The sequence below is a fragment of the Geobacillus jurassicus NBRC 107829 genome (genome assembly GCF_001544315.1).
Lineage (GTDB): Bacteria > Bacillota > Bacilli > Bacillales > Anoxybacillaceae > Geobacillus > Geobacillus jurassicus.
Genome location: NZ_BCQG01000002.1, coordinates 1 through 26996, shown reverse-complemented (window position 1 = coordinate 26996; position 26996 = coordinate 1). Strand labels below are relative to the sequence as shown.

The 26996-nt window shown below is 54.8% G+C and carries 23 protein-coding genes, 2 pseudogenes and 1 riboswitch; of the genes and pseudogenes, 16 read left to right on the top strand and 9 right to left on the bottom strand.

Features of this window, described 5'->3' with window-relative positions; genetic code table 11:
• Positions 1-167 precede the first annotated feature (167 nt).
• The 11 genes and pseudogenes from GJ1_RS00830 (at position 168) to GJ1_RS00775 (ending at position 15134) form a co-directional block, all read left to right on the top strand.
• Positions 168-1804: pseudogene (locus tag GJ1_RS00830) on the top strand (helix-turn-helix transcriptional regulator).
• 236 nt (positions 1805-2040) lie between these two features.
• Positions 2041-2439, top strand: coding sequence for an ATP-binding protein (locus GJ1_RS00825; RefSeq protein WP_066227177.1), 399 nt, complete (start codon positions 2041-2043; stop codon positions 2437-2439).
• Positions 2440-2460: 21 nt separating this feature from the next.
• Positions 2461-2793, top strand: a complete 333-nt coding sequence (locus tag GJ1_RS00820; RefSeq protein WP_066227175.1) for an STAS domain-containing protein — start codon at positions 2461-2463, stop codon at positions 2791-2793.
• A 6-nt stretch (positions 2794-2799) separates the two neighbouring features.
• Positions 2800-4329, top strand: coding sequence for a SpoIIE family protein phosphatase (locus GJ1_RS00815; protein ID WP_066227172.1), 1530 nt, complete (start codon positions 2800-2802; stop codon positions 4327-4329).
• A gap of 284 nt (positions 4330-4613) precedes the next feature.
• Entirely contained in the window at positions 4614-5027 is a 414-nt protein-coding gene (locus GJ1_RS00810) for an RDD family protein (RefSeq protein WP_066227169.1), read from the top strand.
• Positions 5028-5489: 462 nt separating this feature from the next.
• Complete coding sequence (locus GJ1_RS00805) at positions 5490-6743, top strand: methyl-accepting chemotaxis protein (protein ID WP_066227166.1); 1254 nt, start codon at positions 5490-5492, stop codon at positions 6741-6743.
• A 116-nt stretch (positions 6744-6859) separates the two neighbouring features.
• Positions 6860-6973: riboswitch (TPP riboswitch) on the top strand.
• A 171-nt stretch (positions 6974-7144) separates the two neighbouring features.
• Entirely contained in the window at positions 7145-8833 is a 1689-nt protein-coding gene (thiC, locus tag GJ1_RS00800; RefSeq protein ID WP_066227163.1) for a phosphomethylpyrimidine synthase ThiC, read from the top strand.
• A 605-nt stretch (positions 8834-9438) separates the two neighbouring features.
• A complete protein-coding gene (locus tag GJ1_RS00790; RefSeq protein ID WP_157068340.1) occupies positions 9439-10617 on the top strand; it encodes an aminotransferase class I/II-fold pyridoxal phosphate-dependent enzyme in 1179 nt (392 codons plus the stop codon).
• The gene (locus GJ1_RS00785; protein WP_066227154.1) at positions 10614-12269 is read left to right on the top strand and encodes a thiamine pyrophosphate-binding protein; all 1656 of its coding nucleotides are present in this window, start codon (positions 10614-10616) and stop codon (positions 12267-12269) included. The genes GJ1_RS00790 and GJ1_RS00785 overlap by 4 nt, the downstream gene beginning before the upstream one ends.
• A 71-nt stretch (positions 12270-12340) precedes the next feature.
• Complete coding sequence (locus tag GJ1_RS00780) at positions 12341-13822, top strand: aldehyde dehydrogenase family protein (RefSeq protein WP_066227152.1); 1482 nt, start codon at positions 12341-12343, stop codon at positions 13820-13822.
• A gap of 157 nt (positions 13823-13979) precedes the next feature.
• Entirely contained in the window at positions 13980-15134 is a 1155-nt protein-coding gene (locus GJ1_RS00775) for a saccharopine dehydrogenase family protein (RefSeq protein ID WP_066227150.1), read from the top strand.
• Positions 15135-15334: 200 nt separating this feature from the next.
• On the opposite strand, the gene GJ1_RS18835 is transcribed toward GJ1_RS00775, so the two are convergent.
• From GJ1_RS18835 to GJ1_RS00735, 8 genes are all read right to left on the bottom strand, one after another.
• Positions 15335-15487 (bottom strand): hypothetical protein, encoded by a 153-nt coding sequence (locus tag GJ1_RS18835; protein ID WP_245629313.1) that lies wholly within the window; start codon positions 15485-15487, stop codon positions 15335-15337.
• A 152-nt stretch (positions 15488-15639) separates the two neighbouring features.
• Positions 15640-16122 carry a (2Fe-2S)-binding protein gene (locus GJ1_RS00770; protein WP_066227144.1) on the bottom strand — a complete coding sequence of 161 codons (483 nt, stop codon included), beginning with the start codon at positions 16120-16122 and terminating at the stop codon, positions 15640-15642.
• A gap of 20 nt (positions 16123-16142) precedes the next feature.
• The gene (locus tag GJ1_RS00765) at positions 16143-16985 is read right to left on the bottom strand and encodes an FAD binding domain-containing protein (RefSeq protein WP_066227142.1); all 843 of its coding nucleotides are present in this window, start codon (positions 16983-16985) and stop codon (positions 16143-16145) included.
• Entirely contained in the window at positions 16972-19299 is a 2328-nt protein-coding gene (locus GJ1_RS00760; RefSeq protein WP_066227140.1) for a xanthine dehydrogenase family protein molybdopterin-binding subunit, read from the bottom strand. Before GJ1_RS00760 ends, GJ1_RS00765 begins: the two co-directional genes overlap by 14 nt.
• Positions 19251-19925: a xanthine dehydrogenase accessory protein PucB gene (pucB, locus tag GJ1_RS00755; protein WP_066227137.1), complete on the bottom strand. Its 675-nt coding sequence runs from the start codon at positions 19923-19925 to the stop codon at positions 19251-19253. Before pucB ends, GJ1_RS00760 begins: the two co-directional genes overlap by 49 nt.
• The gene (locus GJ1_RS00750) at positions 19922-20950 is read right to left on the bottom strand and encodes an XdhC family protein (RefSeq protein ID WP_066227136.1); all 1029 of its coding nucleotides are present in this window, start codon (positions 20948-20950) and stop codon (positions 19922-19924) included. Before GJ1_RS00750 ends, pucB begins: the two co-directional genes overlap by 4 nt.
• 194 nt (positions 20951-21144) lie before the next feature.
• A complete protein-coding gene (locus GJ1_RS00740; protein WP_066227126.1) occupies positions 21145-21324 on the bottom strand; it encodes a type II toxin-antitoxin system antitoxin in 180 nt (59 codons plus the stop codon).
• Between the two features lie 15 nt (positions 21325-21339).
• Positions 21340-22185: an SPFH domain-containing protein gene (locus tag GJ1_RS00735; RefSeq protein WP_066227123.1), complete on the bottom strand. Its 846-nt coding sequence runs from the start codon at positions 22183-22185 to the stop codon at positions 21340-21342.
• Positions 22186-22445: 260 nt separating this feature from the next.
• On the opposite strand from GJ1_RS00735, the gene hutP reads away from it, so the two are divergent.
• Both hutP and hutH read left to right on the top strand, forming a co-directional pair.
• Positions 22446-22892 carry a histidine utilization transcription antiterminator HutP gene (hutP, locus tag GJ1_RS00730; RefSeq protein ID WP_066227118.1) on the top strand — a complete coding sequence of 149 codons (447 nt, stop codon included), beginning with the start codon at positions 22446-22448 and terminating at the stop codon, positions 22890-22892.
• Positions 22893-23008: 116 nt separating this feature from the next.
• A complete protein-coding gene (hutH, locus tag GJ1_RS00725) occupies positions 23009-24523 on the top strand; it encodes a histidine ammonia-lyase (protein ID WP_066227115.1) in 1515 nt (504 codons plus the stop codon).
• Between the two features lie 37 nt (positions 24524-24560).
• On the opposite strand, the gene GJ1_RS18215 is transcribed toward hutH, so the two are convergent.
• The gene (locus tag GJ1_RS18215; RefSeq protein ID WP_157068339.1) at positions 24561-24698 is read right to left on the bottom strand and encodes a hypothetical protein; all 138 of its coding nucleotides are present in this window, start codon (positions 24696-24698) and stop codon (positions 24561-24563) included.
• A gap of 258 nt (positions 24699-24956) precedes the next feature.
• On the opposite strand from GJ1_RS18215, the gene GJ1_RS00720 reads away from it, so the two are divergent.
• From GJ1_RS00720 to GJ1_RS19335, 3 genes and pseudogenes are all read left to right on the top strand, one after another.
• A complete protein-coding gene (locus GJ1_RS00720; protein ID WP_066227113.1) occupies positions 24957-25643 on the top strand; it encodes a TerC family protein in 687 nt (228 codons plus the stop codon).
• Between the two features lie 23 nt (positions 25644-25666).
• Positions 25667-26599, top strand: coding sequence for a D-2-hydroxyacid dehydrogenase (locus GJ1_RS00715; RefSeq protein WP_066227110.1), 933 nt, complete (start codon positions 25667-25669; stop codon positions 26597-26599).
• A 45-nt stretch (positions 26600-26644) separates the two neighbouring features.
• A pseudogene (locus GJ1_RS19335) lies at positions 26645-26921 on the top strand (response regulator transcription factor); the annotation flags it as partial.
• Positions 26922-26996 lie beyond the last annotated feature (75 nt).

Sequence of the window (26996 nt, the reverse complement as noted above, 5' to 3'; positions counted from 1 at the left end):
TGCGCTCCGTCCGGCGCAAAAGGCCTTTCCCGGCGCTGGCTGCCCGCATCATGGCGGGCGCTGCGCCGATTTGTTTTTGCCATCACGGGGGTCTGAAGCTTGATTTCTTGCAACTCGTTTGTCCATAATAGATAAGGATAAAAACGTGTTGTAGGAGAGTTGAAGGCGTGGCGATCCGTGACTTGTTGCAATATATCCAAGATGCGTACGCTGCATTGACGGAGTTGAGCATGATTATCGTCGATGATCACGGCACTCCCGTGACGAAAGTATCGAATATGACCGAGCTGGCAGAGCTCGTTTTGTTTGCCGCTAAAAGGGAAGCTCCATCGTTTTTCTGTCCGCGGGAGCTCGTCATTGACGGATGGCAGCGTCCGGCGGTCGTGCCGGTCGGGCGTTTTGGCATGAAAAGCATCGTCGCTCCCGTGTTTGTCGATGGGAAGGCGGAATATTGGATTTGGGCGGGCGTGCTTATCGAGGAAGAGACGAAATGGCTTATTTGCGAACAGCCGCTGGCGGATGCCGAGGAGTGGGCGGCCGCCATCGAACAGGCGGTGGCGTTGCCGGCGCGTGCGGTGGAAGCGAAGTTAAAAGACATAGAAAAGATGGCGGCCATATGCGGGGAATTGATCAGCGGCGATACCGTGAATACGGAAAGCGGCTTGAAGCGGCGGTCACGGACAGCTCCGCCCTAACAGACGTGGACAAGCTGCTTTTGGAGCTGTGCGCGTTCGATGAACGCGTCGATATGGCGCTGTATATCGCCAAGTGTCCGCAAGGATGGATGGTGGCGGCGGCAAGCGGGGAAAAAGCCAGACAGTTGCGCAGCAAGAGGATCGATGTGCTGTTTCCACCGCTTTCGTTTTCAGAGATGTCGCTTCGTTCCGTTTACGTTCAAGATGCCGACTTGGACCCGCGTTTTTCCTTTTTTGTCCGCCATGGCATCCGCCCGAAAGCGATAATCGCGTATCCGGCGATGTACAGGGAAACAATGGAAGGATGGGTCATCATCGGCAGTGAGACGACCTCTTCGCTGCCGGAGATGTTGCGGCCGGTCGGCGCCGCCCTCGTTCAACATTGGCTGCTCTCGGCTAAATGTATAGAGGCCGATATGAAAATGGACCGCCATTTGATGCGCTTGTCGATGTTGGTGGAAATTGGCCGGGCCATGCGCGTTGTGCAGAACAAGGAAGAAATCATCCGGATGATGGCCGAATTCGCCGCGGAGCTCGCTTACGGCGATTTCGTCTGCGCGGTATGGTCTAGCGATGGTCAAACGGCCGTTGTCCACGAAGGGGCGATGGATGTTGAGATGGCCGTCCGTTATCGAGATGATGTCTGCCGCCGCTATGGCCGCCGCGGCGAGAAGGCGAAAAGCCAAGTGCCGGCGCTGCTTCATGTCGAGGGCAAAACAGTGATGGAAGTGCCGTTTTTTGTCCGTGACGGCCTCTATGGCGTTCTCGCCGTCCATATCAAGGAAGCGAGCGAAGCGAAAGAAGCGGAAGTGTATATGACGGCGCTGGCTGCGATGGGAGAGATGATGATCAATAGCACGGCTCGCGGTGGAGACAATGGGGCGGTCAACATCGAAATGTTGTCCGAGCAGTTGACCGCTCGCGAGATGGACGTGCTTGAGCTGCTCATTCAAGGCTACAGCAACCGTGAGATTTCCGAACGACTGTTTATTAGCGTCCATACTGTCAAAAACCATATTACAAATATTTTTCAGAAAATTGGTGTCAATGATCGGTCACAGTTGATTGCTCTTGTGTACCAACTAAGCCACCGCCGCCAACGCTGCTAGGGGACATCATTGGACGATGGGAGCCATGATGTCCTTTTTTATGTTATGTAGGAAATTGGAACGATCTCCATTTTGTATTATAATATGATATAGTAAATGGGAACTATTTTTTTCTGAAAAGTAGAATTATGAAAGGATTATCACTTGTTTTCCCCGCATGGGCACATGCTATATGTAGAAAGGTTGCTATGTTGCCTTGGCAGGCGCACAAGCACAACAAAGATAGGGGAATGCTGATGAAGCCTAAGGCCATGATCCGAACGATGGTGATCATGAAAACGGCAGACATATTGAAAGCAATGGAGATTACCGATGAACTGGCGAAGAGGATGGGTTTTTTGCCGCGCGATTGCCTGTTTCTTCGGCTGGCGACAGAGGAGGCGTGTACGAATGCGTATGAATATTGTCAAAAAACAAGAAGACTACCATTTAGGATATTTTGGAAAATTGATGCAAGACAGTTTATGATTATTGTTAAACAGCGCGGGGGATGTTTCTCCGTAGCTCAAACCGACGCCATCAACACCGGATCGCGCGGCAGAGGGCTGCAGCTGATCGCCCATATTGTGGACGCTGTATACGTGAAACGGGCGGGAAACAACGTCTTGTTTTGCATGTGCAAATGCAAAAAATGAGTGACCATTGGAGGAAGCAGGATGGAGACAAGACAAGGGGCAATTTGCACACTGACATGGTCAGAAGATATTACGTTAAACAACGTCAAGTCGTTTCGCCAAGCGCTCGAAAAGCTGTTGGCCGAGGGGGTGGATCAGTTGATCGTCAATATGGAAGGGGTCAAATATATCAATAGCGCCGGGCTCGGCATGATCGCTGACAGCGTCATGGCGGCGAGAGCCCGGCAAAAAGAGTTGGTCATCGCCGGCGTGAAAGGGTCGCTCGCAGAAATTTTCCATATCGTCAAATTTTCTTCGTTTATCAAATTATTTGCCACAGAGAAGGAAGCCATTGATTACTTCAGCGGAGAATGACGTTCTATGGTGGATGGGTTTGGGGGCTATGTTCAACGTCATGACCACCTTGCGTGGCGGGAATTGCTTCTCGGCTTAGAAAAAATGAATGTATTCGTTGGACTGCACAACTATGTGTATTGGCTCGCGGCGCCGGAACAAAAGCAGCTTCTGTTCATTTCGTCGTCGTGTGAGCAACTGTATGGCTTGCCGCCAGACGACTTTTACCGTGATCCAGACATATGGGCAAAAGTGTCTCATCCAGAAGACCGCGCTAAGGCGGAGAGAAAATGGTCGCTCTTTTCGGGGGAGGCGGATGCAGGTGCTCAAACATATCGCATCATCAACCAGCGGGATGGCTCCGTCCGTTGGGTGCTCGAGCAGACGTTCCCGGTACTTGGCCAAGCAGGGGAAGTGAAGCTTGTCAGCGGTGTTGTCGCCGATATGACGGAAGCGAAACGAAACGAAGACGAGCGACAGCTTGCCCAACAAGTGTACAAAGCCATGGAACAGGCCATGCTTGTGACTGACGGCGAGTTTGCCGTTCGGTTCATCAATCCATCGTTTACGAAAGTCACCGGCCATGGCGTGGAAATTGTCGGCCAGCCGCTGCATACGCTGTATGCAGGCTATTGTGAGGCTTGGCTTTATGATGCGATCAAAGCGGGTACGGAGGAAAGCGGAGAGTGGCGGGGGAGAGTGCGCTGGCGGCGGAAAAATGGATCGGCGTATGTGAGGCAAACGACAGTGCGGGCTGTTTCCAGTCATGAAGGGGATGTTGTCTTTTATTTGTTTTTGTTTTCCAGCCCATCCGACGAATCGTCCTCGATCGCTGCAATGAAGGATGATTTAAAGTTGGCCCGCGAAGTGCAAAAACGTGTGTTGAGCAAGCCGCTGTCGGCCAAAGGGATCGGCATTGCCGGAACATATATCCCGTCGCGGGAGTTGGGCGGCGATATGTACGCCTGGTATCCGATCGACAAGCAACGGTACGGCATTTTTTTGATGGATGTGATGGGGCATGGAGCAGCGGCCTCGCTCATTTGCATGTCGGTCCGCTCGCTTTTAAACGGCGTCATCCGCAAAGGGATCGTTCCGACGGAAGTGTTTCGCGAGCTGAACCGCCATATGCGCCAGCTGTACCACGAAAACGGACGGATGACGTATTATTTCACTGCCGTGTACGCTCTTGTTGATGTCCAGGAACGGGTAATAGAGTACGCATCAGCCGGCCATCCGCCGGGGTTTTTGTTCCAGCCGGACGGAACGGTGGCGGAATTGGACCGCGGCTGTGCGCCGATCGGACTGCTTCCGCGCCTTTTTGTTGACAGCGGCCGGTTGCGTTACGCTCCTGGGGCGACGCTTGTGCTGTATTCCGACGGGGCGATCGAAGGGGGAACGGGTTCTGTCCGGCAAAAGATCGAGGCGTTCCGCGATGCGCTGGCGCCGCATATTTCATTGGACGAGCGGGCGCTTTTGGCCCGCCTGCGCCGCCATTTTGAGCAAAAAGGACCGCTTCCGGACGATTTTTCGGTGGTGGTGGCCAAGCTTGGCTAAACGAGGGGAAAAGCCGTCTATATCGGCTGCCGGCCTGTTTCCGCTTTTTCTTTCGCGCGAAACGGCACGTCCGCCAAGTTGATCTCCCCCAAAGGGGCGCCCATAAAAGGTTACAAAACGGCCTTTTGAGGCCACTCCTTTTTACGTGTTGTGAAGAGGCGGACAAATTCACTCCTGTCATCCCAAACTATAGATAGATTCCTTTCCGCAATTTAGGTTAAAATAAAGACAATTACGCTGTTGGTTGCGAATACAATATAAAAAAGCAAGAGGAGGGAAGGCATATGGCGGTGACAAATCCGGTTGGATTTTGGAAGCGGCTGTTGGCTAACTTGTTGGACGCCATTGTCGTTGGCATTCCGATTTCGATCATCGGCTATCTCATCACTGGCAGTTGGGAAACGAACTGGTTTACGTCGTTGGCGAACATCCTTTACGCGTTAATCGTTCCGGCTGTCTGGTACGGGTATACGGTCGGCAAGCGGATTCTTGGCATACGGATTGCGAAAGTAAACGGCGGCAAAGTCGGCATCGGCACGATGTTTTTGCGTTCGTTTGTCGGCGGACTCGTCTATTTTATTACGTTTGGCATCGGTCTCATCATTAGTGCGATTATGGTGGCGGCAAGAGAAGACAAACGGTCGATTCACGATTTTATCGCTGGCACGTATGTGACAACGGAAAAACCGGCGGCGTAAACAATGAAAAAGGCGGGCTTCCGAGTAGAAGCCTGCTTTTTTTAGGCCGGCGATTCGAGGCAAGTTCATCGTATTCATAGTTTGGATGGTGCGGCGTTGTGCATCGTTCCATCCATTCGTACTCGGCATCGATTGAGGTTGGCGGCCATCGCATCAAACTCCCGAAGCACGATCGAGACGAGAACGCCGTCCAAAATCTGTTGGACGAATGACTTCGCTTGTTGTCTTCGTAAGACAACTGAACCGTGGGACGCACGGGGATGGCTTGGCTGGCAGTCTGCCGTGGTGCGGGTGTTCCCAAGAATCTCCCACCTCTAAGCCTTTGCGTAGGTGGGAGAGCGTTCAATTCTAAAAAACATTTACTTAGACGTGAGGAAGGAAAACGAATGGACATTAACGAATATGTCAACGTGGTGAAGGAAAGAAAAATGTTTGAGCAATAGAAAAAGGGGGAGAACGGTTTTGTCGTTAGCAAGTTATATCATCCGCACGATGTTCGTCGTCATTCCCGGCACGGCGGCGATTGGCATTGCGATATGCCTGGCCAACGGCATCCGCGGGGGGGCGTTTTGGTGGACGCTTGCTGCTACGTTGCTGTTTGGCGCGGTCGTCGGCTTGATTTCGTCAACGCTGAATTATCGGCGATTTGTCGCGCCGATTGCCGTTATTAACGAGCATTTAGGCAAGATGAGAGATGGGGACTTGACGGCGCGTGTGCCATTAGGCAGCGTGCAGCAGCTGCGGCCGATTGCCGCGTCGTTAAACGAGATGGCGGGCGCCTGGCAAGAAGTGATGGGCTGCATTCAGCATCATGCTGAAGAAGTAGCGCAATGTTCCGCACAGCTTGCCGCTGTCGCAGAACAGACGTCGAAAGCGACAGAGCAAATTGCGGCGACGATGGAAACGCTCGCGTCCCAAGCGGAAGAGCAAGCGGGTACGGCCCGCGGCACAGCGGCGGCGGTCAATGATATTTTCCGCACGTTGGCCGATGTTGCTCATCATACGAAAGCAGTGTCGCAAAGCGCCCGAGAAACGGCGGCCAAAGCAGAAGCTGGCAAGCAGTCTGTGGCGCAAATGTCCGAGCAAATGCATTTTATTTACGACCATGTCCAATCGCTCGGGCAAGTCGTCAAAGGGCTTGGGGAGCGTTCCAACGAGATCGGGCAAATTACCGAAGCGATCACGGGCATCGCGTCGCAGACGAATTTGTTGGCGTTAAACGCGGCGATCGAAGCGGCGCGCGCTGGTGAGCAAGGAAAAGGATTCGCCGTTGTCGCCGGAGAGGTGCGGAAACTGGCAGAACAGTCGGCGCGCTCGGCGCAGCAAATTTCTAAGCTGATCGGCTACATCCAAGAGGAGACGAAGCGGGCGATCGCTTCTACCGAACAGGTCGTCGCTGAAGTGGAGCAAGGGTTGGATGCAGTTTCGGCTGCCGACCAGTCGTTTGCCCATATTCGCGAAGCGGTCGACCAAGTGAACAAACAAATCGGCCAAGTGTCAGCCGCGATCGAGCAAATGGCGGGCCACGCTCGTCAAGTGGATGATGCGCTCCAACAGATGACCGATATCGTCGAACAGTCAGCTGACGGAGCGGCTAACGTATCGGCGGCGACCCAGGAACAAATGGCATCCGTCGAGGAAATCGCTTCGTCATCAACATCGCTTGGCCGGATGGCTGAACAAATGAAGGCGATGCTGAAGCAATTTTTGGTGTAAGGCGGAAAAAGATCGCTTGCCAAGAAGGACGTTGGTTGTTATATGGAATAAAATGGTTTGCGCTTTTATCAATGATAAAGTAAAATGAGAGAAAAGTCAGTCATCATTGCCATACGCTTATCTGCTAGGGGAGTCCGAGAGCCGGGCTGAGAAAAGAACGCGATGAAGTTCTTTGACCCTTTGAACCTGATCTGGGTCATGCCAGCGTAGGGAAGCAGGCAGCGGGAACGGATGGACGTGTCTTGTTCATTTGGCCTTTTGCCTTCGATCAGGTTCCGGTGTCGGAACCTGTTTTTATTTTGGATCGGCCGCCATCGCCCATTCTCGTGTTTGCTCTGCTTCAGACGGTGTGGCTTCAGATCTGATTTTCCATAATTTTATGTTGAAAGGGGAAGCCACGCATGGAAAACATCCGCTCGTTTATGTCGTTTCCGGAAAGCCGCAAAGTGTACATTGAAGGATCGCGCCCGGATGTGCGCGTGCCGATGAGAGAGATTGCCTTGTCGCCAACGAAAACGCCGCAAGGGACGGTGGAAAACAAACCGGTGCGCGTCTACGATACGACGGGCCCGTATACCGATCCCGATTTTGAGCCGGACGTGGAAAAAGGTTTGCCGCCTCTTCGCCGCCGCTGGATCATTGAGCGCGGTGATGTGGAGGAAATGGATCGGTCTTCTGTTGCAATCCAACGTCCGCTTCCGTTCGCGCGCCGCCCATTGCGGGCAAAGCCGGGAAAAACCGTGACGCAAATGCATTACGCCAAGCGGGGAATCATCACGCCGGAAATGGAGTTTGTCGCTATTCGCGAACAGATCGATCCGGAGATTGTCCGTCAAGAAGTTGCGGCTGGTCGGGCCATTATTCCGGCCAATATTAATCATCCAGAGAGCGAACCGATGATCATCGGCCGTCGTTTCCATGTGAAAATTAATGCCAATATCGGCAACTCGGCTGTTTCTTCATCGATTGAAGATGAAGTGGAAAAACTGCTTTGGGCGGTGCGCTGGGGCGCCGATACGGTCATGGATTTATCGACCGGCAAACACATTCATGAAACGCGCGAGTACATCATCCGCAATTCGCCCGTTCCGGTGGGAACGGTGCCAATTTACCAGGCGCTTGAGAAAGTAGGAGGGGCGCCGGAGAAGTTGACATGGGACGTGTACCGCGAGACGCTCATTGAGCAGGCGGAACAAGGCGTCGACTACATGACGATCCACGCCGGTGTGCGGCTTCGTTACATTCCGCTCACCGTCAATCGGACGACTGGCATCGTCTCGCGCGGCGGCTCGATCATCGCCCAATGGTGTTTGGCTCACCATGAAGAAAACTTTTTGTATACGCATTTTGAAGAAATATGCGAGATTTTGAAACAATACGATGTCGCGATTTCCCTCGGCGACGGTTTGCGCCCAGGTTCCATTGCCGACGCGAACGATGAGGCGCAGTTTGCTGAACTGGAGACGCTCGGTGAGCTGACGAAAATCGCCTGGAAGCATGACGTGCAAGTGATGATCGAGGGGCCGGGGCATATTCCAATGCACAAAATCCGCGAAAATGTCGAGCGGGAACAGGAGCTTTGCCACGGGGCGCCGTTTTATACGTTAGGGCCGCTTGTCACCGACATCGCGCCCGGTTATGACCATATTACATCAGCGATTGGCGCCGCCATCATCGGCGCTTACGGGACGGCGATGCTTTGTTACGTAACGCCGAAAGAACATTTAGGTTTGCCAAATAAAGAGGACGTACGCGCTGGGGTTGTGGCCTACAAAATCGCCGCCCATGCGGCTGACTTGGCCAAAGGGCATCCCGCCGCCCAGCAGCGCGACGATGCGCTCTCGAAAGCACGCTTTGAATTTCGCTGGAACGACCAGTTCAACTTATCGCTTGACCCGGAGCGGGCCCGCGAATACCATGATGAAACATTGCCGGCTGAGGCAGCGAAAACAGCCCATTTTTGCTCGATGTGCGGGCCGAAGTTTTGCTCGATGAATATTTCCCATGAACTGCAGCGGAAAATCAAAGAGGAGGGGATGAAAGAGAAAGCGAAAGAATTTATTCAGCAAGGATTGTCGCTGTATCAATGACAAGAAGCGGGCTGCGATGCTCGGCATGGTGGAGAGGATATGGAAGTTCGATCAACGGAAAAAGCATGAGCTGGAAACCGCTCGGTGCTGATCGAAGCAGCGGGAGGGGGCGAACGTTCATCGCCCCTCTTGTTTGTCCTGCAAATTGGTGCGGCTCCTTATTATTTTTAAAATATATAATTTTTAAAAAATATATTTACAAATCATTTCGGATTGATTATGATAATGGCATAAGGTGCAAATTTCTAGTCATAGAATGATCATGCGGGGAAAACTGCGCAGTCTATCGCGGCGCCTTTGCCGGCGTTTCGCTTCCATAGACAGCGGCCAGTTGCGTCATCGAAGCATGGATGATGCCGGCCGCTTCTTTTTATGGCCAAAGGGGCGTTTTTCAGAAGGTTGGTTGCTAGCTTTCTAGCAGGCTGGTGAAAAAACAGCCATTTCTCCTGCATCGATCGCTCCTGTATGAAGATGGGCCATTGATGATGTTTCTTTATTTTAGAAATCCGTTTTTATTCAATTGTCGGCCTCTTGGGCGCGAAACGGGCATGAGGGTGATGGGCGCGCGCATAAACTGAAACGAAGGGCCATGAGGAGGGATGGAATTGAACACATTTTCCGATATTGTGCAGACGATGCCGCCATATTTGTTCTCCCAATTCCAGAAGAAGAAAGAAGAACTACTCCGGCGAGGGGTCGATGTCATTGATTTAGGGATCGGCGCCCCGGATTTGCCGCCCCCTTCTTTTGTCATCGAAGCGTTGAAAGAAGCGCTCGATGCGCCAGAACACTATACGTATTCGCCGTATGGCGGCTGCAGGGAGTATCGGGAAGCGGTCGCGCGTTTTTATGAACGGGAATATGGCGTCAAGCTCGATCCGGAGACCGAGGTGTTGGCGTTAATCGGCTCGAAAGAAGGAATTGTCCATTTGCTGCAAGCCGTTCTCAATCCCGGCGAACTCGCCTTAGTGCCTGATCCGGGCTATCCCGTCTACCGGACGGCCGTCCATTTTGCCCGCGGACAGAGCTTATCACTGCCGCTCGATGCAAGGCACGGATATGTTCCGCTGTTTGATGCGCTTCCCTCGTCCGTTTATGACCAAGCGAAAATCATGTTTCTCAATTATCCGAGCAATCCGACGGCTGCCACGGTCGATTTGGATACGTTTTCTGAAGCTGTTTCACTTGCCCGTCAGCACCAGATGTTCATTGCCCATGATGCGGCCTACTCGTTCGTGACGTTTGCTGGGTTTCGGGCGCCGAGCATTTTGCAGGTAGAAGGGGCAAAAGAAGTCGCCGTAGAATTTGGATCGTTGTCCAAAAGCTATAACATGGCCGGCTGCCGCATCGGATACGTGGTCGGAAACCGGGACATGATTCGAGCGCTTTCGGTGATCAAGAGCAACACGGATACGTGCCAGTTTATCCCGATTCAGAAAGCGGCGGTGGCCGCTTTGAGGAACGGACGGACGTTTATTCGAGAAAATAGCCGCATTTATGAACAACGCATGAATATGATGGTCGAGAGACTTCGAGAACTAGGCATCGACGTGCGGCGTCCGAAAGCGACCTTTTTCTTGTGGGTCCCGGTTTGCGACGGATATTCGTCCGAGCAATTTGCCGCCAAACTGCTGGAAGAAGCGGGGGTCATCGTAACACCAGGAACAGCGTTTGGACCCGCAGGGGAAGGATATGTCCGCGTATCGCTGTCAGCGCCGATTGAGCGTCTGCAGCAAGCCGTTGAACGATGGAAGCAAGTGGATTGGGAGGAATCGGCGCCATGAAGCGAACGATGCATCACATCACGGTGGCCCAAGCCATCGTCGAATGTCTAAAACAGGAACAGATCCGTTATGTGTTTGGCGTGCCGGGGGAAAGTTATTTGCCCCTGCTTGATGCCATCTATGATGAGCCATCCATTGAGTTCATCTCCGCCCGCCATGAGGGGGGAGCCTCCTTTATGGCGGAAGGGTATGCGAAAGCGTCAGGGAAGTGCGGCGTCGTGCTGGCTACAAGGGCGGTTGGCGGGGCGAACTTGGCGATCGGCGTTCATACTGCGAAGCAAGACTCTACTCCGATGGTCGTGTTTTTGGGGCAAGTGAACAGCCGTTTCTTGGGGCGTGAAGGCTTTCAGGAAGTCGATATAGAAGCGTTTTTCCGCCCGGTCGCCAAGTGGACGGTCGAAATTCGCGAAGCGGAGCGGGTGCCGGAGCTGGTGCAACGGGCGTTTCGCATCGCGAAAACAGGGCGGCCCGGCCCCGTCGTTGTTTCGCTGCCGGAAGATTTATTTCGCCAAACCATAACCGAAGCGGTGATCGCGGAGACCCACGCGCCCAAGCCGGCCCCAAGGCAAGAGGACATACGGAACATAGAGGGGCGGCTCGAGCGCGCCCAACGACCGCTCGTGATTGCCGGCGGCGGCGTCAAATGGTCGGGAGCGCAGCGGTTGCTGCGCTTATGGGCGGAAAAGTATGCACTTCCGGTAATGGCGGCATTCCGGCGGCATGACGTGTTTCCCCACAACCATCCGTGCTATGTCGGTCACTTAGGCTTAGGGGCGCCCAAAGCGGTCATTGAAACGGCCGAGCAGGCGGATGTGGTGATTGCGTTGGGAACGCGGCTGTCGGAAGTGACGACGCAGGATTACCGTTTGCTGTCTCCGGGCCAGACGCTGATTCACATCGATATCGACAGCGATGGATTCGGAAAAGTGTATGCGCCAGATATCGCGATTTGGGCTGACTGTCGAGAAGCGCTGTCCCGTTTGCTCGATATTGCGGTGCAGCCGTCTTGGCAGGAATGGGCGGCCGAACGGAGGAAACGGTACGAACAAACGGCCGCGCTGCCTCTTGAAAAACGAACTCTCCATGAAGCGGTCATTGCGAGTTTAGGGCGCCATTTGCCGAAAAATGCGGTCATTACGAACGATGCCGGGAATTTCGCCGGTTGGCTTCATGCCTTTTTCCCGTTTGGGGATGGGCACACGTACATCGGCCCGACGTCGGGAGCGATGGGATATGGAATGCCGGCTGCAATTGGCGCGAAACTGGCCTTTCCCGACCGGACCGTCGTTTCTTTATCCGGGGATGGCGGCTTTATGATGACGGTGCAGGAGTTGGAAACGGCCGCTCGATGCGATATTCCGATCATCAGCATTGTGTTTAACAATCATATGTACGGCACTATCCGCATGCATCAAGAATTGCAGTTTCCGGGGCGGGTCATCGGAACCGATTTAGGCCGCGTGTCGTTTGCCCGGTTGGCGGAATGCTTGAACGGCTGCGGGTTCCAAGTGCAGACGGAACAACAGTTCACGGAAGCGCTTCTTTTGTCGCTTGAGGCCAAGAAGCCGACGGTCATTGAAGTGTTGACCGATCCGGACCACATTTCGGTGGCCGCAACGATCCAGGACTTGCGGGCCAAGAGGAAGTCCTGATGATCATCGCTTGGCGTTCAATGTATAAATTATCTCAATAAATAATCTAGAAAAATGGGGGGTAGTATACAGTGAAAATCCAAAACTATATCAATGGGGAATGGAAAGAGCCAAGCACCAGGCAATTTGCGCCGGTGATCAATCCGGCGACGGGGGAAACGATTGCCGAGGTGGCGATGTCCGGGCCAAACGATATCGATGAGGCGGTTCAGGCCGCCAAAGAAGCGCAAAAACGGTGGGCCCTCGTGCCGGCGCCGAAACGCGCGGAAATCTTGTATCAAGTCGGAATGCTGCTAAAGGAACGGAAAGAACAATTGGCCCGGCTGTTGACGATGGAAATGGGCAAAGTGATTGAGGAAGCGCGGGGTGAGGTGCAGGAAGGCATTGATATGGCGTTTTACATGGCCGGAGAGGGACGGCGGTTGTTCGGCGATACGACGCCGTCTGAACTGAAAGACAAATTTGCCATGAGCGTCCGCGTGCCGGTCGGAGTTGTCGGCATCATCACTCCATGGAATTTCCCGATTGCGATCGCCACTTGGAAGTCGTTCCCAGCGATTGTTGCCGGCAATGCGGTCGTGTGGAAGCCGGCTCCCGAGACGCCGATCATGGCGCAGGAGTTGGCCCGCATTTTTGAAGAAGCGGGCTTGCCGCCGGGAGTGTTTCATGTGGTCCATGGTGATGGGCCGACAGCCGGCAATGCGCTCGTCGAACATCCTGATGTCAAGGTCATCTCATTTACCGGATCGAATGAAGTCGGGCGGACGATTGCGGAAAAATGCGGACGGCTGTTGAAAAAGGTGTCGCTTGAAATGGGAGGAAAAAACGCCGTCATTGTGATGGATGACGCTGATTTGACATTGGCGGTTGACGGCATCATCTGGAGTGCGTTCGGCACGTCGGGGCAGCGGTGCACGGCGTGCAGCCGGGTCATCGTCCATGAGCGGGTGAAACAGGAGCTGGAGCGGCGTCTGCTTGAAGCAGTGAAAACGTTGAAAATCGGCAACGGGTTGGATGAAACGGTCAAAGTCGGACCCGTCATCCACGAAGAGGCGCTGCAAAAGATCGACCGCTACGTGCGCATTGGCGTAGAAGAAGGGGCGAAACTGCTTGTGGGCGGCTGTATATTGCGCGAGGGCGACTATGCGCGCGGATTTTATTACGCGCCGACGATTTTCACGGATGTCACGCCGAATATGCGCATCGCCCGCGAAGAAATTTTCGGCCCGGTCGTGTCGATCATTTCCGTCCGCAGTTTGGACGAAGCGATCGCCGTCAACAACAGCGTTGATTACGGGTTATCGAGCGCCATTTTCACTCGCGATGTCAATAACGTGTTTCGAGCGATGCGCGATTTGGACACCGGCATCGTGTATGTCAACGCCGGCACAACGGGAGCGGAAATTCATTTGCCGTTCGGCGGCACGAAAGGGACGGGCAACGGCCACCGGGACTCCGGCGTCGCTGCGCTTGACGTATTCACCGAATGGCGGAGCATTTATGTCGATTTCAGCGGGAAGCTGCAACGGGCGCAAATCGATACTGGAGATTGAATCGGGCTGTCGCCTGCAACATGGCCGGCGAAAGGGAAGCGAAGATCAACGTGGAACACATGTTGCGAACCGAAGCAACGGCCGCAGCAAAGGTGCGAAAAAAGCGGCTGTCATGTGAGCGTATGGCAAACAATCGGTGACAGAGGGGGAAAGAACGATGAAAGTGCTCGTGCTTGGAGCGGGGTTGATGGGCAAAGAAGCAGCGCGCGATTTAGTGCAAAGCCAAGACGTTGAGGCGGTGACGCTCGCGGATGTCGATTTGGCCAAGGCAGAGCAAGTGGCGCAGCAGCTCCATTCCACGAAGCTTGCCGCCGTGCAAGTGGATGCGGGCGATCAGCAGCAGCTGTCAGCGCTGATGAAGGGCCACGATGTGGTCGTCAACGCCTTGTTTTACCGGTTTAACGAAACGGTGGCGAAAACCGCGATTGCAACTGGCGTCCATTCTGTCGATTTAGGCGGCCATATCGGCCATGTGACCGATCGGGTGCTTGAGCTGCATGACCAAGCCCGGGAGGCTGGAGTGACGATCATTCCGGATCTTGGCGTTGCTCCGGGGATGATTAATATTTTATCAGGCTATGGGGCGAGCCAGCTCGGTGAGGTCGAATCGATTCAACTGTATGTCGGCGGCATTCCCGTCCGCCCCGAACCGCCGCTGGAGTACAACCATGTGTTTTCCCTCGAGGGGCTGCTTGACCATTACACCGATCCGGCCTTGATCATCCGCAACGGCCAAAAACAAGAAGTGCCTTCCCTTTCGGAAGTCGAGCCGATTTATTTCGACCGGTTCGGGCCGCTTGAAGCGTTTCACACCTCAGGCGGGACGTCGACGCTCTCGCGCTCGTTTCCGAATTTAAAGCGGCTCGAGTACAAAACGATTCGCTACCGCGGCCATGCGGAAAAATGCAAGCTGCTTGTCGATTTGAACTTGACGCGCAACGATGTGGAAGTTGAGATCAATGGATGCAGAGTCAAGCCGCGCGATGTGCTGTTGGCTGTCTTGACGCCGATGCTTGATTTGAAAGGAAAAGATGATGTCGTGTTGCTGCGGGTCATCGTCGGCGGGCGGAAAGATGGAAAGGAAACGGTATTCGAATACGAAACCGTCACGTTCAATGACCGCGAAAACAAGGTGACGGCGATGGCGCGCACGACGGCCTATACGATTTCCGCCGTCGCTCAGCTTATCGGCCGCGGGGTGATTGCAAAGCGCGGCGTCTATCCACCGGAGCAAATCGTTCCGGGGGATATGTATATGGACGAGATGAAAAAACGCGGCGTTATGATCAGTGAGAAGCGAACCGTTCGTTGATGAAAAAGAAGAATGATGAGTGGAGGATCAGAAAAAGCGTAAAGACGCTCTGAACGGGAAAAAGGCGTTGTTGATGAAAAAAGCAACAGAAAACAAGCCGTTCGAGAAAGAACAAGATGTAACAAACGCTCGTTTCCAACCGGAGACGGGCGTTTGTCGATGTCGGCGGCGAAATCGGCGGTGCGGCGGATTTCTTCTGGCTACGCCATTTTGGCCGTCGACGTCTCTCGTTTGCGCCAAGCGAGAAAGAGGAAGGCGACGAACACAAGTGCCATAGCGACGAGAAATGGTGCCTTCGCGGAAACAGCATGACCGATGACGCCAGACAGCACCGGAGCGATGGCTGCACCCATAACGTGAACGTTATATTTTTGTCAATAGGTATTTGGAATGGAAAATAACCAGAATGGGAGGCATGATACAAAAAAGGATATCCCAGCGAGGAGTGGGACATCCATTGGCCTTGGGCGGGAAGTGTTACTGTTAAGCAAAGATAGGAGAGAAATCAAAACTTTGTTTCCACTTTTTTGGCGGCGAGCGCTTCTTTCACCGCCGTCTCAATTTCCTGATAGCTTGTGCAGCGGCAAATGTTGGCTTCGAGCCATTCTTGAATCGTCGTCTCATCGGCGTCTGGATGTCGCTCGATGAGCGCATGGGCGTTCATAATAAAGCCGGGGGTGCAATAGCCGCACTGAAAGGCGAAGTGGCGGACGAAGGCGTGCTGAATGGGGGCATCATCAAGTCCTTCGATCGTGGTGATTTCTTTGCCGACGGTCTCAATAGCGAGCATCATGCACGATTTGATCGGCGTGCCATTGACCAAAACGGTGCAGGCGCCGCAGTCGCCGTTCAAACAGCCTGGTTTGGCGCCGGTCAGTCCAAGCCCGTCGCGCAAGACAAACAGCAGCGTCTCGGCCTGGCGGGCGACGACCGCTCTTCGTTCCCCATTAATGGATAGCACGAGCTCCCGTTTCGTTGTTTCCTCCATGGCTGCCTTTGACCTCCTGCCTACATAGTTTCCTCTTCCCCTAGTTCGCGAAGCGCATCTTCCAGCAGCTTTGCGGCGACAAACAGCCGGTAATCGGCAGAACCTTCAATATCGTGCAAAATCGGGCGCGGAAAAGCGGCAACCGCTGCTTGAATTCGTTCGGCGGCCGGGCGGCTCCGGTCGTTCAAGTGCGCCTCGACTTCAGCAGAGCGGAACGGGAACGGACAGACGCCACTGAAGGCAACGCGAATCGCCCCGTCTTTTTTCAGCGCCGCAATCGTCACAAGCGGGTAGCCGACTTCCCCTTGTTTGCGGCGCTTGCGATGGAAATGGGGCAGGGTGGCAGTGGCACGGTCAACCTTGAATTGAACGATGAATTCGCCGCGGCCAAGCTGCAGCTGTTGATGAAACAAATCGTTGAAGCGGCATTGTCGGACGCCGTATGGTCCGGCGACGATGACATCCGCCTCGGCGACGAATAGCGGCAGTGCGGTCTCACGGTAAAAAATTTGTCCGCAAATGTTGCCGCCGAGCGTAATTTGGTTGCGCGCCGTCCGGTCAGCGACTTCTCGCGCCGCCTTTGTCAACAGCGGGAATGGGTTTGCTTCCTCAAGCTCGGTGAGCGAGAGCGCCGCTCCAAACACGAGAGGATCGGCGCTGGCGTCAAGCACCCGGCACTCAGGGATCGCTTTCATGTCAATGACCGCGGCGGTGCGGACGAGGTTCAAACGGGACAAGGTGATGATTTCCGTGCCGCCGCCGTAGTACAGCGGCCGTTTCCCGTCCCGCTCGAGCGCCGCAAACAGCGCTGTCGCTTCGGCGATCGACTGCGGTCGGTAGTAGGCAAAATCAAACGGGACCATAGGAGTCCCCTTTCTGTTTCCGCCAAATGAGTTCAGGCACAAGCGGCAGTTCATTGAGCGGCACGCCGACAGCAAGCGACAAGGCGTTTGCCAAGGCGGCGGGCATGCCGATCAAGCCGTGTTCGCCGATGCCGCGAGCGCCGTATGGGGCATCGATTTGCGGGGTTTCGACAAACTCAACGATGTACTCCGGATGTTCGCCGAAGCGGATCGGCCGGTATGTGCGCAGCTGCGGGTTTAAGACGCGTTGCTCTTTGTCAAACAGAAACCCTTCGCGGCTGGCAAAGCTCAGCCCCATGCTCATCGCCCCCATGACCTGGCCAAGCGCTGCCTTTGGGTTGAGAACTTTGCCGGCGTCAATGACCGCATACGCTTTGACAATGCGGTACGTATAGTCGCGGCGGTTGAACTCAATTTCCACCCCTTCGGCGCATACGCCCCATTCCGGGCCCGGTTTGCCGGCGCCGGTTTCCGGGTCAAGCGGGGTCAAGTGGCGCAAAATGTAGTGGCCGCGCCCGATTACTTGCCCGCCGATGGCGTTGCCGTTCGGAAACTTGTAGCCAAAGGCGATGTCTTTGATCGGAAGAAAGATGGCCGGGTCATCGCGCAAAAAGACGCGCCCGAAACCGACTTCCAAATCGTCCGGCGAGGCCCGTAAGACGCAGGCAGCGATCTCTTTCAATTGGCGGATGGCATCATCGGCAGCGGCAAGCGCGGCGCGTCCGGCCATAAACGTCCCGCGGCTGGCGACCGTTTTCCAATGTTCCGGTGTCGTTTGCGTGTCGATGTCCATTTTGACATGCACACGATCCACATCCATCTTCAGCCGTTCAGCGACGATTTGCGCGAGCACCGTTTTCGTGCCGGTGCCGATTTCGACAACGCCGGAGATGACGTTGACGCTGCCGTCGGAGTTGAACGTTAAAATGACGCCGGAACTCGCGTCGGTGTCGATCGTCGACGTTTTCCAACCGCCGCTGATGCCTTTCGCCCTTACCGTATAGGCATCCAGTTCCACGCGCTGCCATTCGTCCCAACGCATCAGCTCGCGCAGCCGTTCGAGGCATGCCGGCATATCGCCGACATTGCTCTGGTTGAGCCGCACTTGCGTCGGGGTCGTATGGCCGGGGCGGATGGCGTTTTTGCGCCGCACTTCCCATGGGTCAAGCTGCAGCGTCCGCGCCAATTCATCGATGGCTCGTTCGACAGCAAACGCTTGTTCACAATGGCCGAAACTGCGAAACGGCGTCGCGTACGGGCGGTTCGTATAGACGCACAATGAGTCACAAAAGACGTTTTCGACATGGTACGGGCCGGTGCAATCAACGGCTGCTGCGCGGCTGACGTCGATGGCCTTGTCAGAGTAAGCGCCGCCGTCAAATAGAAATAAAATTTCCATCGCTTTGAAGATGCCGTCTCTCGTCGCCCCGATTTTGACGGTCGCCTCCAAGCCGATATGGACGGGCGACGTGACCATGTCATGCTCGCGGCTGTTCCAGACGCTCACTTTCCGGCCGTCGACCGCTTTCGAGGCGAGGTAGGCGAGCAGTTCCAGCTGCACGGGCGCTTTTCCGCCGTAGGCGCCGCCGACAAGCGGCGTATGGACGATGACTTTGCCGGTTTCTTCGCCAAAATACGCATGAAGCAGCTTTTTAATCATAAACGGTGACTGCGAGGAGGCGGAAATATGGATCGTGCCGTCCGGCCAAATTTCCGCAGTGGCGCAGCGCGTTTCCATCGCGATATGGTCGGAAGGGGCGAACGATACGCTCGTTTCGACGATGACGTCGCTTTCAGCAAACCCTTGTTCGATGTTGCCTTTTCGGATTTTCGTCCGATGGGCGACGTTCGTTCCTGGTTCAGGATGAGTCGTTTTGTTTTTTTCGTAGCGGTCGAGATGCTCATGCAACAACGGAGCTCCTTCTTTCAGCGCTTCGCGTGGCGAACCGACGGCTGGAAGCGGTTCGTAAACGACGCGGACGAGGCGAGCCGCTTGTTCGGCTTGCGCGAGCGTATCGGCGACGACGACGGCGACGACTTCGCCATAGTAGCGCACTTTGTCGACGGCGATCGGCGGACGATCGCGCATGTCTTCACCGGTGAGCGGCAGCCCCTCGCCGGTCACGACGGCGCGGACGCCTGGAGCGGCGATCGCTTTGTCTACGTTCACCGAGAGGATGCGCGCATGGGCGTATGGACTTGTCACCAAAGCGGCGTGAAGCATCCCTTGTTCTTTGAAATCGTTCGTATATTTTGCCCGGCCGGTCACTTTATCCCACGCTTCTTTGCGGATGATGCTTTTACCGACGGCCACGGGTGGCGTCCCTCCTTTTCTTCTCGATACATGACGGCACGCGCATAATCGTCTTTTGTGTCAATGTCGATGCCGATCATTTCATCGCCTTCATACAAGAGGCCGCACCAGCGCGGATCGCGAAACAGCGTGCGCCCGCCAGCATCGCCCCTTAGAGCAAGCAAGGAAGGAAACGCATGTTTCCCCCAAATGACTGGGGGCATCGGCGCGCCGGAGCGGGCAAAGGCGACATAATCAGGACGGTGCCGGCGATAAAGGTCGGCAAGCACATCAATCGTTTCAGACGTGACAAACGGCTGATCGGCGAGCAGCACAGCGGCGGCGTCGGCCCCAGCAGCGAGCGCTTCTTGCAGGCCGCAGGCAAGCGAATGCGTCTGCCCGCGGTGATGGACTGCGCAGCGGACGAAGCGGCACTTTTCATGATTCCGAAGCTCGACCGGAAACCACGCGAGCGCATCGTCTGGAGGAATGACGACGATGACCGGTGCAAGGCGGGAACGAAGCGCCGCTTTAAGGCCGGCGGCGCCAAGCGTGCTTTCCCCCCAAGGCAAAGCGCGTTTATCCGTTCCCATTCGTCGGCTTTCCCCGGCTGCTAAATAAATGGCGGCAATGGAAACCACGTTCATCGTTCCGCCCCCGTCAACCGTCCGCGAAGCACGCTGATCAATTCGGCGGTGATGCTAACGGCGATTTCGTGCGGGCCGCGTGCGCCGATGGAAAGCCCTGCGGGCGAACGGACAAATGGAGGCGTCGAGCCGGAAGGAAAGAGGCGGTCCGTGCGCCGCCGTGGCCCGAGCACGCCAAGATAGGCGAGCGGTTTGTCAGCCAACAACGAGACGAGTTCGCGGTCGCGTTCAAATTGGTGGGTCATCACGACGACAAAGTCGCGTTCATTCAAGTGGAGCGCTGGCACCGTTTCATGCGGAAAGCCAACCACCCATGCATCAGCGTCCGGCACATGGGATGGGTGGCAAAACGCTGGGCGCCAATCGCTTACGGTAACGGAAAATCCCGCCGCTTTGGCTGCTGAGACGAGCGGCGGGGCGTCCGGTCCGGCGCCGAAAATGACGAGGCGCGGTTTTGGCCAAAAGTGCTGGATGTAAAACGTTTCCCCGTCCGCTTCGTACAACCCGTTTTGTCCTTGGTAAAACGGCACGCCATCAAGCCATTCGCGCCATTCCGGACGCGGCGTCCGGCGGTAGCCGCCGAATTGTTCCCCCGTTTCGCTTTGGAAAAACGGCCGCTCGTTTGGATGCACGATGCTTCGGGCCATCAGCACATGTTCGCCGCGGTTAAGGCAGCGCTTGAGCGCCAGCCATTCACGTTTTGTGTCGCTTGTGACCAACTCGAGCCAAATGCGGACGATGCCGTTGCAACCGGCGCCTTGCCCCCAAGATGAATCGTCTTCGGCGCGCAAGTCGAATGAAACGGCCGCCGCCTGGCGGCGGGTCAATATATCGACGGCGTGCACGGCTACCGCTTCTTCAAGGCAGCCGCCGCTAAGCAGGCCGATTGTTTTGCCATCGGCGCCAATCCACATGCATGTTCCTTCTTTTTGATAAGCCGAGCCTTCCACTTGAATGATGAAGGCCAGCACACCATCGCCTGGCGCGCCGGCGATCGCTTCGAGCACAGCATAGTAGCTCTCCATGCTCATCCTCCTTCCGCATTGCGCCAAAGGCGGCTAAGCTGTTGAAAGCGCGTTGGGGATGATGCATCAACTTTCGCAATGGCTGTAAGCGGAGGCATCGGGTCGTTCCCCTTTTTAATAAAGAGCTCTGCTATCATTATATTCCTGTAACAAATGCTCATGACTGAAAAACAAAAGAAGCCAGCCGTCATCGGCTAGCTTCCTTGTTTTTGATCTGTTTTTCCTTTTCCGAGCCGTCCGGCCCGCTTCGCCGCTTCCTTCAGCAAATACTCGATTTGGGCGTTGACGCTGCGAAACTCATCTTGCGCCCATTGCTCTAGTATGGCGTATAGGTCATAATCAATGCGCAAAGGGAATGGTTTTTTCTTTGCCATCGCACTCCACAACCATCAGTATAGACTGCCGGTATTGATCACCGGCTGGGCGGCGCGCTCGGAGACGATGGCCACCATTAAGTTGTTCACCATCGCCGCTTTCCGTTCATCATCCAACTCTAAAATGGCTTCGTTGTCAAGCTGTTCGATCGCCATGCGCGCCATCGAGACAGCGCCTTCGACGATTTTTTTTCGTGCGGCCAAAATGGCGGCGGCTTGCTGGCGTTGGAGCATGGCGCCCGCGATTTCCGGCGAGTAGGCCAAGTGGGTGAGGCGCGCTTCCATCACGTCAACTCCGGCAATGCGCAGCCGTTCTTGCAATTCTGCGGCAAGCACATCGGAAATGACATCCGCATTGCCGCGTAGCGTAATGTCGTTGTCGTCTTCAAACGTGTCGTACGGATATTTCGTCGCTACATGGCGGATGGCCGCTTCGCTTTGAATTTCAACAAACTGTTCGTAATCATCAACGTCAAACACCGCCTTGGCTGAATCGATGACGCGAAAGACGACGACAGCGGCGATTTCAATAGGATTGCCTTGAACATCGTTCACTTTCAGCTTGTTGCTCGTGAAGTTGCGCACGCGCAGCGATACTTTCTTGCGAACGGTGAGCGGCACGGTGAAAAACAGCCCGCTGTCGCGAATCGTGCCAAAATAGCGGCCGAAAAAAATGATCACTTTCGCTTGATTCGGCTGAACGATCGTGATGCCAGTCGCCAAGAAGGCGGCAAGAACGAAGCAGAAAACGGCCAATAAGAGCTGCACTTGAATAAGGCTGACAAAACCAGCCATAACGAAAAGGGCGACGCATCCGATGCCGATAAATCCATCCATGCGCCATGCTTCTTGTTCTCTCATCCCTATCCCCCTTATAATGTCGATTTGATATGTATATGATATCATACAATCAAAAAAATGGAAACCTTAAGATGAGAAGGTGGAGTGGTCGATGGCTCGCCGCGAGGCGCATGTTTCCCATGATTTTTCATCCAAAAACATCAAGGGCGATCGTTCATCCTGTTAATGTTTTAATGTACTAAAAAATGGAAATTGATAATTGACATCGCTCTCATTGTCATCATACAATAGAAAAAAAGACTAATAGGTGTACAGAAGCCATGGAAACAAGACAAGCGCGCATCGGCCGGCAGGCATTGCTGCTGGCGATGCTGGACGAGGGGGAGGAAGGCCCGGTCTTGAGCCAGCTTGAGGCGCTTTCATGGCGCTATTGTCAAGGGCGGGTCGGGGCGATGGAGCCGCAAAAAATCGTCGCGGCGATTGAGACGGCGGCAAAGCGGCATGGAGTGGTGGACGGCGGCTTGTACCGCGAGATGCACGCCTTATACCATGCGATTTTAGAGGCGGTGCATGGCGTGACGAGGGGGCAGGTAGAGCTGGGAGATTTGTTGAGAACTGCTGGCCTTCGTTTCGCTGTCGTGCGCGGTATGCCGTATGAGCAACCGAACGAGGGGGAATGGATCGCCGTCGCCTTGTACGGGACGATCGGCGCTCCCGTGAGAGGTCTTGAGCATGAGGCGGTTGGGCTCGGAATCAATCATATATAGGAGCAATGCCTAGAGCAATAAGTTATGAGGAGGCGAACGCTGCCATATGGCAGGCTGCCTCCTTTTTTATTTGCCCAGGCGCTTGATTGGAAAAGCAAATGAAAGGGGATGGAATGATGGTTGTTTTGACCGGACATACATTGACGATCGATGAGGTAAGACGTGTTGTCTATGAACGGGAGCGGGTGGCGGCTGCGGAGGAAAGCATGAGGGCTGTCGAGAAAAGCCGCGCGGCAGTGGAGCAAGCGATCTCCAATGGACGGACGATCTATGGCGTGAATACGGGCTTTGGCAAACTCGCCGATGTGCGCATTGGCGGAAGCGATCTTGAGCAGCTGCAAATCAATCTTCTCCGCTCGCACGCCTGTGCTGTCGGCGAGCCATTTGCCGAAGATGTCGTGCGGGCGATGCTTCTTTTGCGGGCGAATGCGTTGTTGAAAGGGTATTCCGGCGTGCGTCCAGCGGTCATTGAGCAGCTGCTCTCGTTTTTGAACACCGGCATCCATCCGATCGTGCCGCAGCAAGGCTCCCTCGGCGCGAGCGGCGATTTAGCCCCGCTCGCCCACTTGGCGCTGGCGCTTGTTGGAGAAGGAGAGGTGATGTATCAAGGGCAGCGCATGCCTGCCGCCCAAGCGCTTTCACAAGCGGGAATTTCACCACTTTCCCTTCAAGCGAAAGAAGGGTTGGCGCTCATTAATGGCACGCAGGCGATGACGGCCGTTGGGGCGCTTGCTTGCTTGGAGGCGGGGCAGCTTGCTTATGACAGCGAATGGATCGCAGCGCTGACGATTGAGGCGCTTTATGGCATTGTGGACGCGTTTGACGCCCGCATCCACGCAGTCCGCGGGTTTCAGGAGCAGGCGGAGGTGGCGGAACGGATACGCCGCTACCTAGATGGCAGCCAACTCACAACAAGGCAAGGGGAGCGGCGCGTGCAAGACGCCTACTCCATCCGCTGCATTCCGCAAGTGCACGGGGCGTCGCTCAGGGCGCTTCGCTATGTAAAAGAAACGTTGGAAATCGAAATGAATGCGGTGACCGACAATCCGCTCATTTTTGATGACAGGGCGGTGCTCTCTGGCGGCAACTTCCATGGCCAGCCGGTGGCGATCGCCATGGATTTGTTGAAAATCGCCGCAGCGGAACTGTCCAACATCAGCGAGCGCCGCATCGAACGGCTCGTCAATCCGCAGCTCAATGAAGGGTTGCCGCCGTTTTTAAGCCCCAAGCCTGGCTTGCAGTCTGGAGCGATGATTATGCAATACGTCGCCGCTTCGCTTGTATCGGAAAACAAGACGCTCGCTCACCCAGCCAGCGTCGATTCGATCCCGTCATCGGCCAACCAAGAAGATCACGTCAGCATGGGAACGATCGCCGCCCGCCATGCGTACATGATCGTGCAAAACGCAAGAAAAGTGCTGGCGATTGAGCTCATTTGCGCTTTGCAGGCTGTTGAAGCGCGCGGTGTTGAGAGGATGGCTCCGGCGACAAGGCAGTGGTACCATGAGGCGCGCCGCATCGTTCCCCCTATTGTGGCGGACCGCATCTTTTCCGATGACATTGAAGCGATGGCAGTTTGGTTGAGAGAAAGGGCAAAACATCACTCCCTCTGTGATGAAACGAAAGCTTAGAGAAGGGCAAAGCATGGTGGGCGTAGTGGGAGAGCGTTCAAGGATAGGTATTTGAAAAAATGGTGGTTATATAGACCTTGATCTGCCGCCTCGTTCCGCTGGAGATCGGGGATGCAGCCATCAGCGAATGTGGCTTGCTTCCTTCATTTTTTCTGCAAAGTTTGACCGGTGTCATCGGTTTTCCTCCTCATTTCTTTCTGGTTAGGCCGAGGGCATTTGTGATCTGTCCGAGAAAGTTGATGATGTAGTGAAAAAGTCGTGAAAAACGGCCCTTTCCCAGGCTGAGAAACCTTGTAAAATCAGTACCTCTTTGTCAACTGAAAGGAATGGATTCGGCGAAATCAGTCATTTTTCACCAGTCTCTCAAAGTTGTTCTCCTTGCGGATTTGCGGTAAGATGAGAAAGAGAGAAAAAGGGGAAAGGGTGGCTTCTGTTGACGATTTCGGCCGCGGCGCTGTTGGCGTTATGGAAGATTATTGCGATTGACATTATTTTGTCGGGGGATAATGCGGTTGTCATTGCGATGGCGACGCGGCGGCTGCCGAAAGACCAGCGGAACAAAGCGATCGTTTGGGGAACGGCGGGGGCGGTGCTGCTGCGCATTTTGTTTGCGATTGTCATCGTCTTTTTGCTCCAAATCCCGTTTATTCACTTTGCGGGCGGTTTGCTGCTTGTATGGATCGCCTATAAAGTGCTCGTTGAGCGGGAAGAGGAAGCAAACGTAAGATCGGCAGACCGGTTGTTGAAGGCGATTATGACGATTATGATCGCCGATGCGGTCATGAGCTTGGACAATGTCGTCGCCGTCGCTGGTGCGGCGGAGGGGCATCTCGGCATGCTTGCGCTTGGAGTGGCCATCAGCATCCCGATCATGATTTTCGGTTCGAAAGCGATCGTCCACATCATGGAGAACCATCGTTGGATTGCGTACGTTGGTTCGGGCATTTTGGCGTGGACGGCCGGGAAGATGATGGCGGGGGATGAAGGGGTGCTGCATTGGCTTCACTTGTCACATGGTCCGTTCGTCTATGCCGTTGCCGCCGGTGTGACGATCTTTGTCGTGTCTGCCGGCTATATCACGAATAAAAAGGCCGAGCGTGAAGAAGGGACGCTTATTTGAGCGGCTGGAGGTGGTGTGATGCCATGAACATCCAACGCATTCTCGTGACGGGAAGGCTTTATGCCGAGCTTGCCGCCCTTCTTCCGGACAAGCGGCCCGATAAAGAGTTTCGCTTTGTCGCTGAAGAAGAATTGAAGGAGGCTGATTTCGCTTGGGCGGATGCGTACGTCGGCTTCCGGCCGGCCGGGCCGTTTTCGCTTGCGTCGCTTCGTTGGGTGCATTCCCTCGGCGCGGGCGTTGACGCATTTTTGTGGAAACGGGAATGGAAGAAGGACGTGCTGCTGACGCGGACGATCGGCTCGTTCGGCGAGCAGATCAGTGAATATTGTTTGAGCTATTTGCTGCGCGACGCTCAGTGCCATGATGTCTATGCATGGTATCAAGAACAGCGGCAGTGGAAGCCGATCGCCCCGAAACGGCTTGGCGAACAGCGGATTGTCATTTATGGAACGGGTAAGATCGGCCGGCGCATCGCGGAAACGCTTCGTCTGTTCGGCGTTTCGCCGATCGGCGTATCGCATAGCGGCCGAGAAACGCCGCCATTTTCGGCTGTTTACCGCCATGAAGAGGCTAGGGAAGCGCTTGCTTGCGCCGATTGGGTGATCGCTGCCCTTCCGCTCACCGAGGAAACGTATCATCTCTTTGATGAGCAGTTTTTTTCCTGTTTGCATAATGCAGGTTTTATCAATGTCGGCCGCGGCGCGACGGTCGAGGAGACGGCGCTTGTCGGCGCGCTCGAAAACCGCAACGTTCGCCTGGCGGTGCTCGATGTGTTTGAAGAAGAACCGCTTCCCCCGCACTCGCCGCTATGGGTTCATCCGAACATCATCATCACCCCGCATATCGCGGCGCTTACGTCGACAGAGGACGCCGCCCGCAGCATTTTAGATACGCTCCGCTGCATCGAAGCCGGCGAACCGCTTCACAATGCGGTCGATGTCAGCCGGCGATATTGAAGGAAAAAGGGTGTCTCAAAAACACAAAGGGACGCCTTTTTTCTATTGCATCGTTGCGAAGTAAAGGCCAAAATTGCAGAAGAACATGTTGTGCTGAGTGAGCTCGAGCAAGAAATATTAATGGAAATCGCCAGCGGTTTATGTAAGTAATAAAGGCATTGCCAAAAAACATCATATAAGCCAGCGAAGTGTAGAAAGACACCTATCGCGTATTTTCAACAAGCTACACGTATCTTCACGAATAGAAGCCGTGGAAAAAGCCAAACAATTAGGGCTCATTCCAGAGCTTCATGTGTTGCGAACGCCTTCATCGGATCGGTGAGGGCGTTTTCTTTTCGAAGTCCGCCATCTCGTGTCGGTATTCCGCCAAAAAATGGCGGGGTTCCGACGTGATGTG

What these genes read in the sequence shown, in the direction of transcription:
- GJ1_RS00825 (WP_066227177.1), top strand. Translation starts at nt 2,041, where the DNA reads ATGAAGCCTAAGGCCATGATCCGAACGATGGTGATCATGAAAACGGCA.
- GJ1_RS00750 (WP_066227136.1), bottom strand. Translation starts at nt 20,950, where the DNA reads ATGGAGAGCTACTATGCTGTGCTCGAAGCGATCGCCGGCGCGCCAGGC.
- hutP (WP_066227118.1), top strand. Translation starts at nt 22,446, where the DNA reads ATGGAAACAAGACAAGCGCGCATCGGCCGGCAGGCATTGCTGCTGGCG.
- GJ1_RS00770 (WP_066227144.1), bottom strand. Translation starts at nt 16,122, where the DNA reads ATGGAGGAAACAACGAAACGGGAGCTCGTGCTATCCATTAATGGGGAA.
- GJ1_RS18835 (WP_245629313.1), bottom strand. Translation starts at nt 15,487, where the DNA reads ATGGGTGCAGCCATCGCTCCGGTGCTGTCTGGCGTCATCGGTCATGCT.
- GJ1_RS18215 (WP_157068339.1), bottom strand. Translation starts at nt 24,698, where the DNA reads ATGACACCGGTCAAACTTTGCAGAAAAAATGAAGGAAGCAAGCCACAT.
- GJ1_RS00810 (WP_066227169.1), top strand. Translation starts at nt 4,614, where the DNA reads ATGGCGGTGACAAATCCGGTTGGATTTTGGAAGCGGCTGTTGGCTAAC.
- GJ1_RS00715 (WP_066227110.1), top strand. Translation starts at nt 25,667, where the DNA reads ATGAACATCCAACGCATTCTCGTGACGGGAAGGCTTTATGCCGAGCTT.
- GJ1_RS00785 (WP_066227154.1), top strand. Translation starts at nt 10,614, where the DNA reads ATGAAGCGAACGATGCATCACATCACGGTGGCCCAAGCCATCGTCGAA.
- thiC (WP_066227163.1), top strand. Translation starts at nt 7,145, where the DNA reads ATGGAAAACATCCGCTCGTTTATGTCGTTTCCGGAAAGCCGCAAAGTG.
- hutH (WP_066227115.1), top strand. Translation starts at nt 23,009, where the DNA reads ATGGTTGTTTTGACCGGACATACATTGACGATCGATGAGGTAAGACGT.
- GJ1_RS00765 (WP_066227142.1), bottom strand. Translation starts at nt 16,985, where the DNA reads ATGGTCCCGTTTGATTTTGCCTACTACCGACCGCAGTCGATCGCCGAA.
- GJ1_RS00815 (WP_066227172.1), top strand. Translation starts at nt 2,800, where the DNA reads ATGGTGGATGGGTTTGGGGGCTATGTTCAACGTCATGACCACCTTGCG.
- GJ1_RS00735 (WP_066227123.1), bottom strand. Translation starts at nt 22,185, where the DNA reads ATGAGAGAACAAGAAGCATGGCGCATGGATGGATTTATCGGCATCGGA.
- GJ1_RS00820 (WP_066227175.1), top strand. Translation starts at nt 2,461, where the DNA reads ATGGAGACAAGACAAGGGGCAATTTGCACACTGACATGGTCAGAAGAT.
- GJ1_RS00775 (WP_066227150.1), top strand. Translation starts at nt 13,980, where the DNA reads ATGAAAGTGCTCGTGCTTGGAGCGGGGTTGATGGGCAAAGAAGCAGCG.
- pucB (WP_066227137.1), bottom strand. Translation starts at nt 19,925, where the DNA reads ATGAACGTGGTTTCCATTGCCGCCATTTATTTAGCAGCCGGGGAAAGC.
- GJ1_RS00740 (WP_066227126.1), bottom strand. Translation starts at nt 21,324, where the DNA reads ATGGCAAAGAAAAAACCATTCCCTTTGCGCATTGATTATGACCTATAC.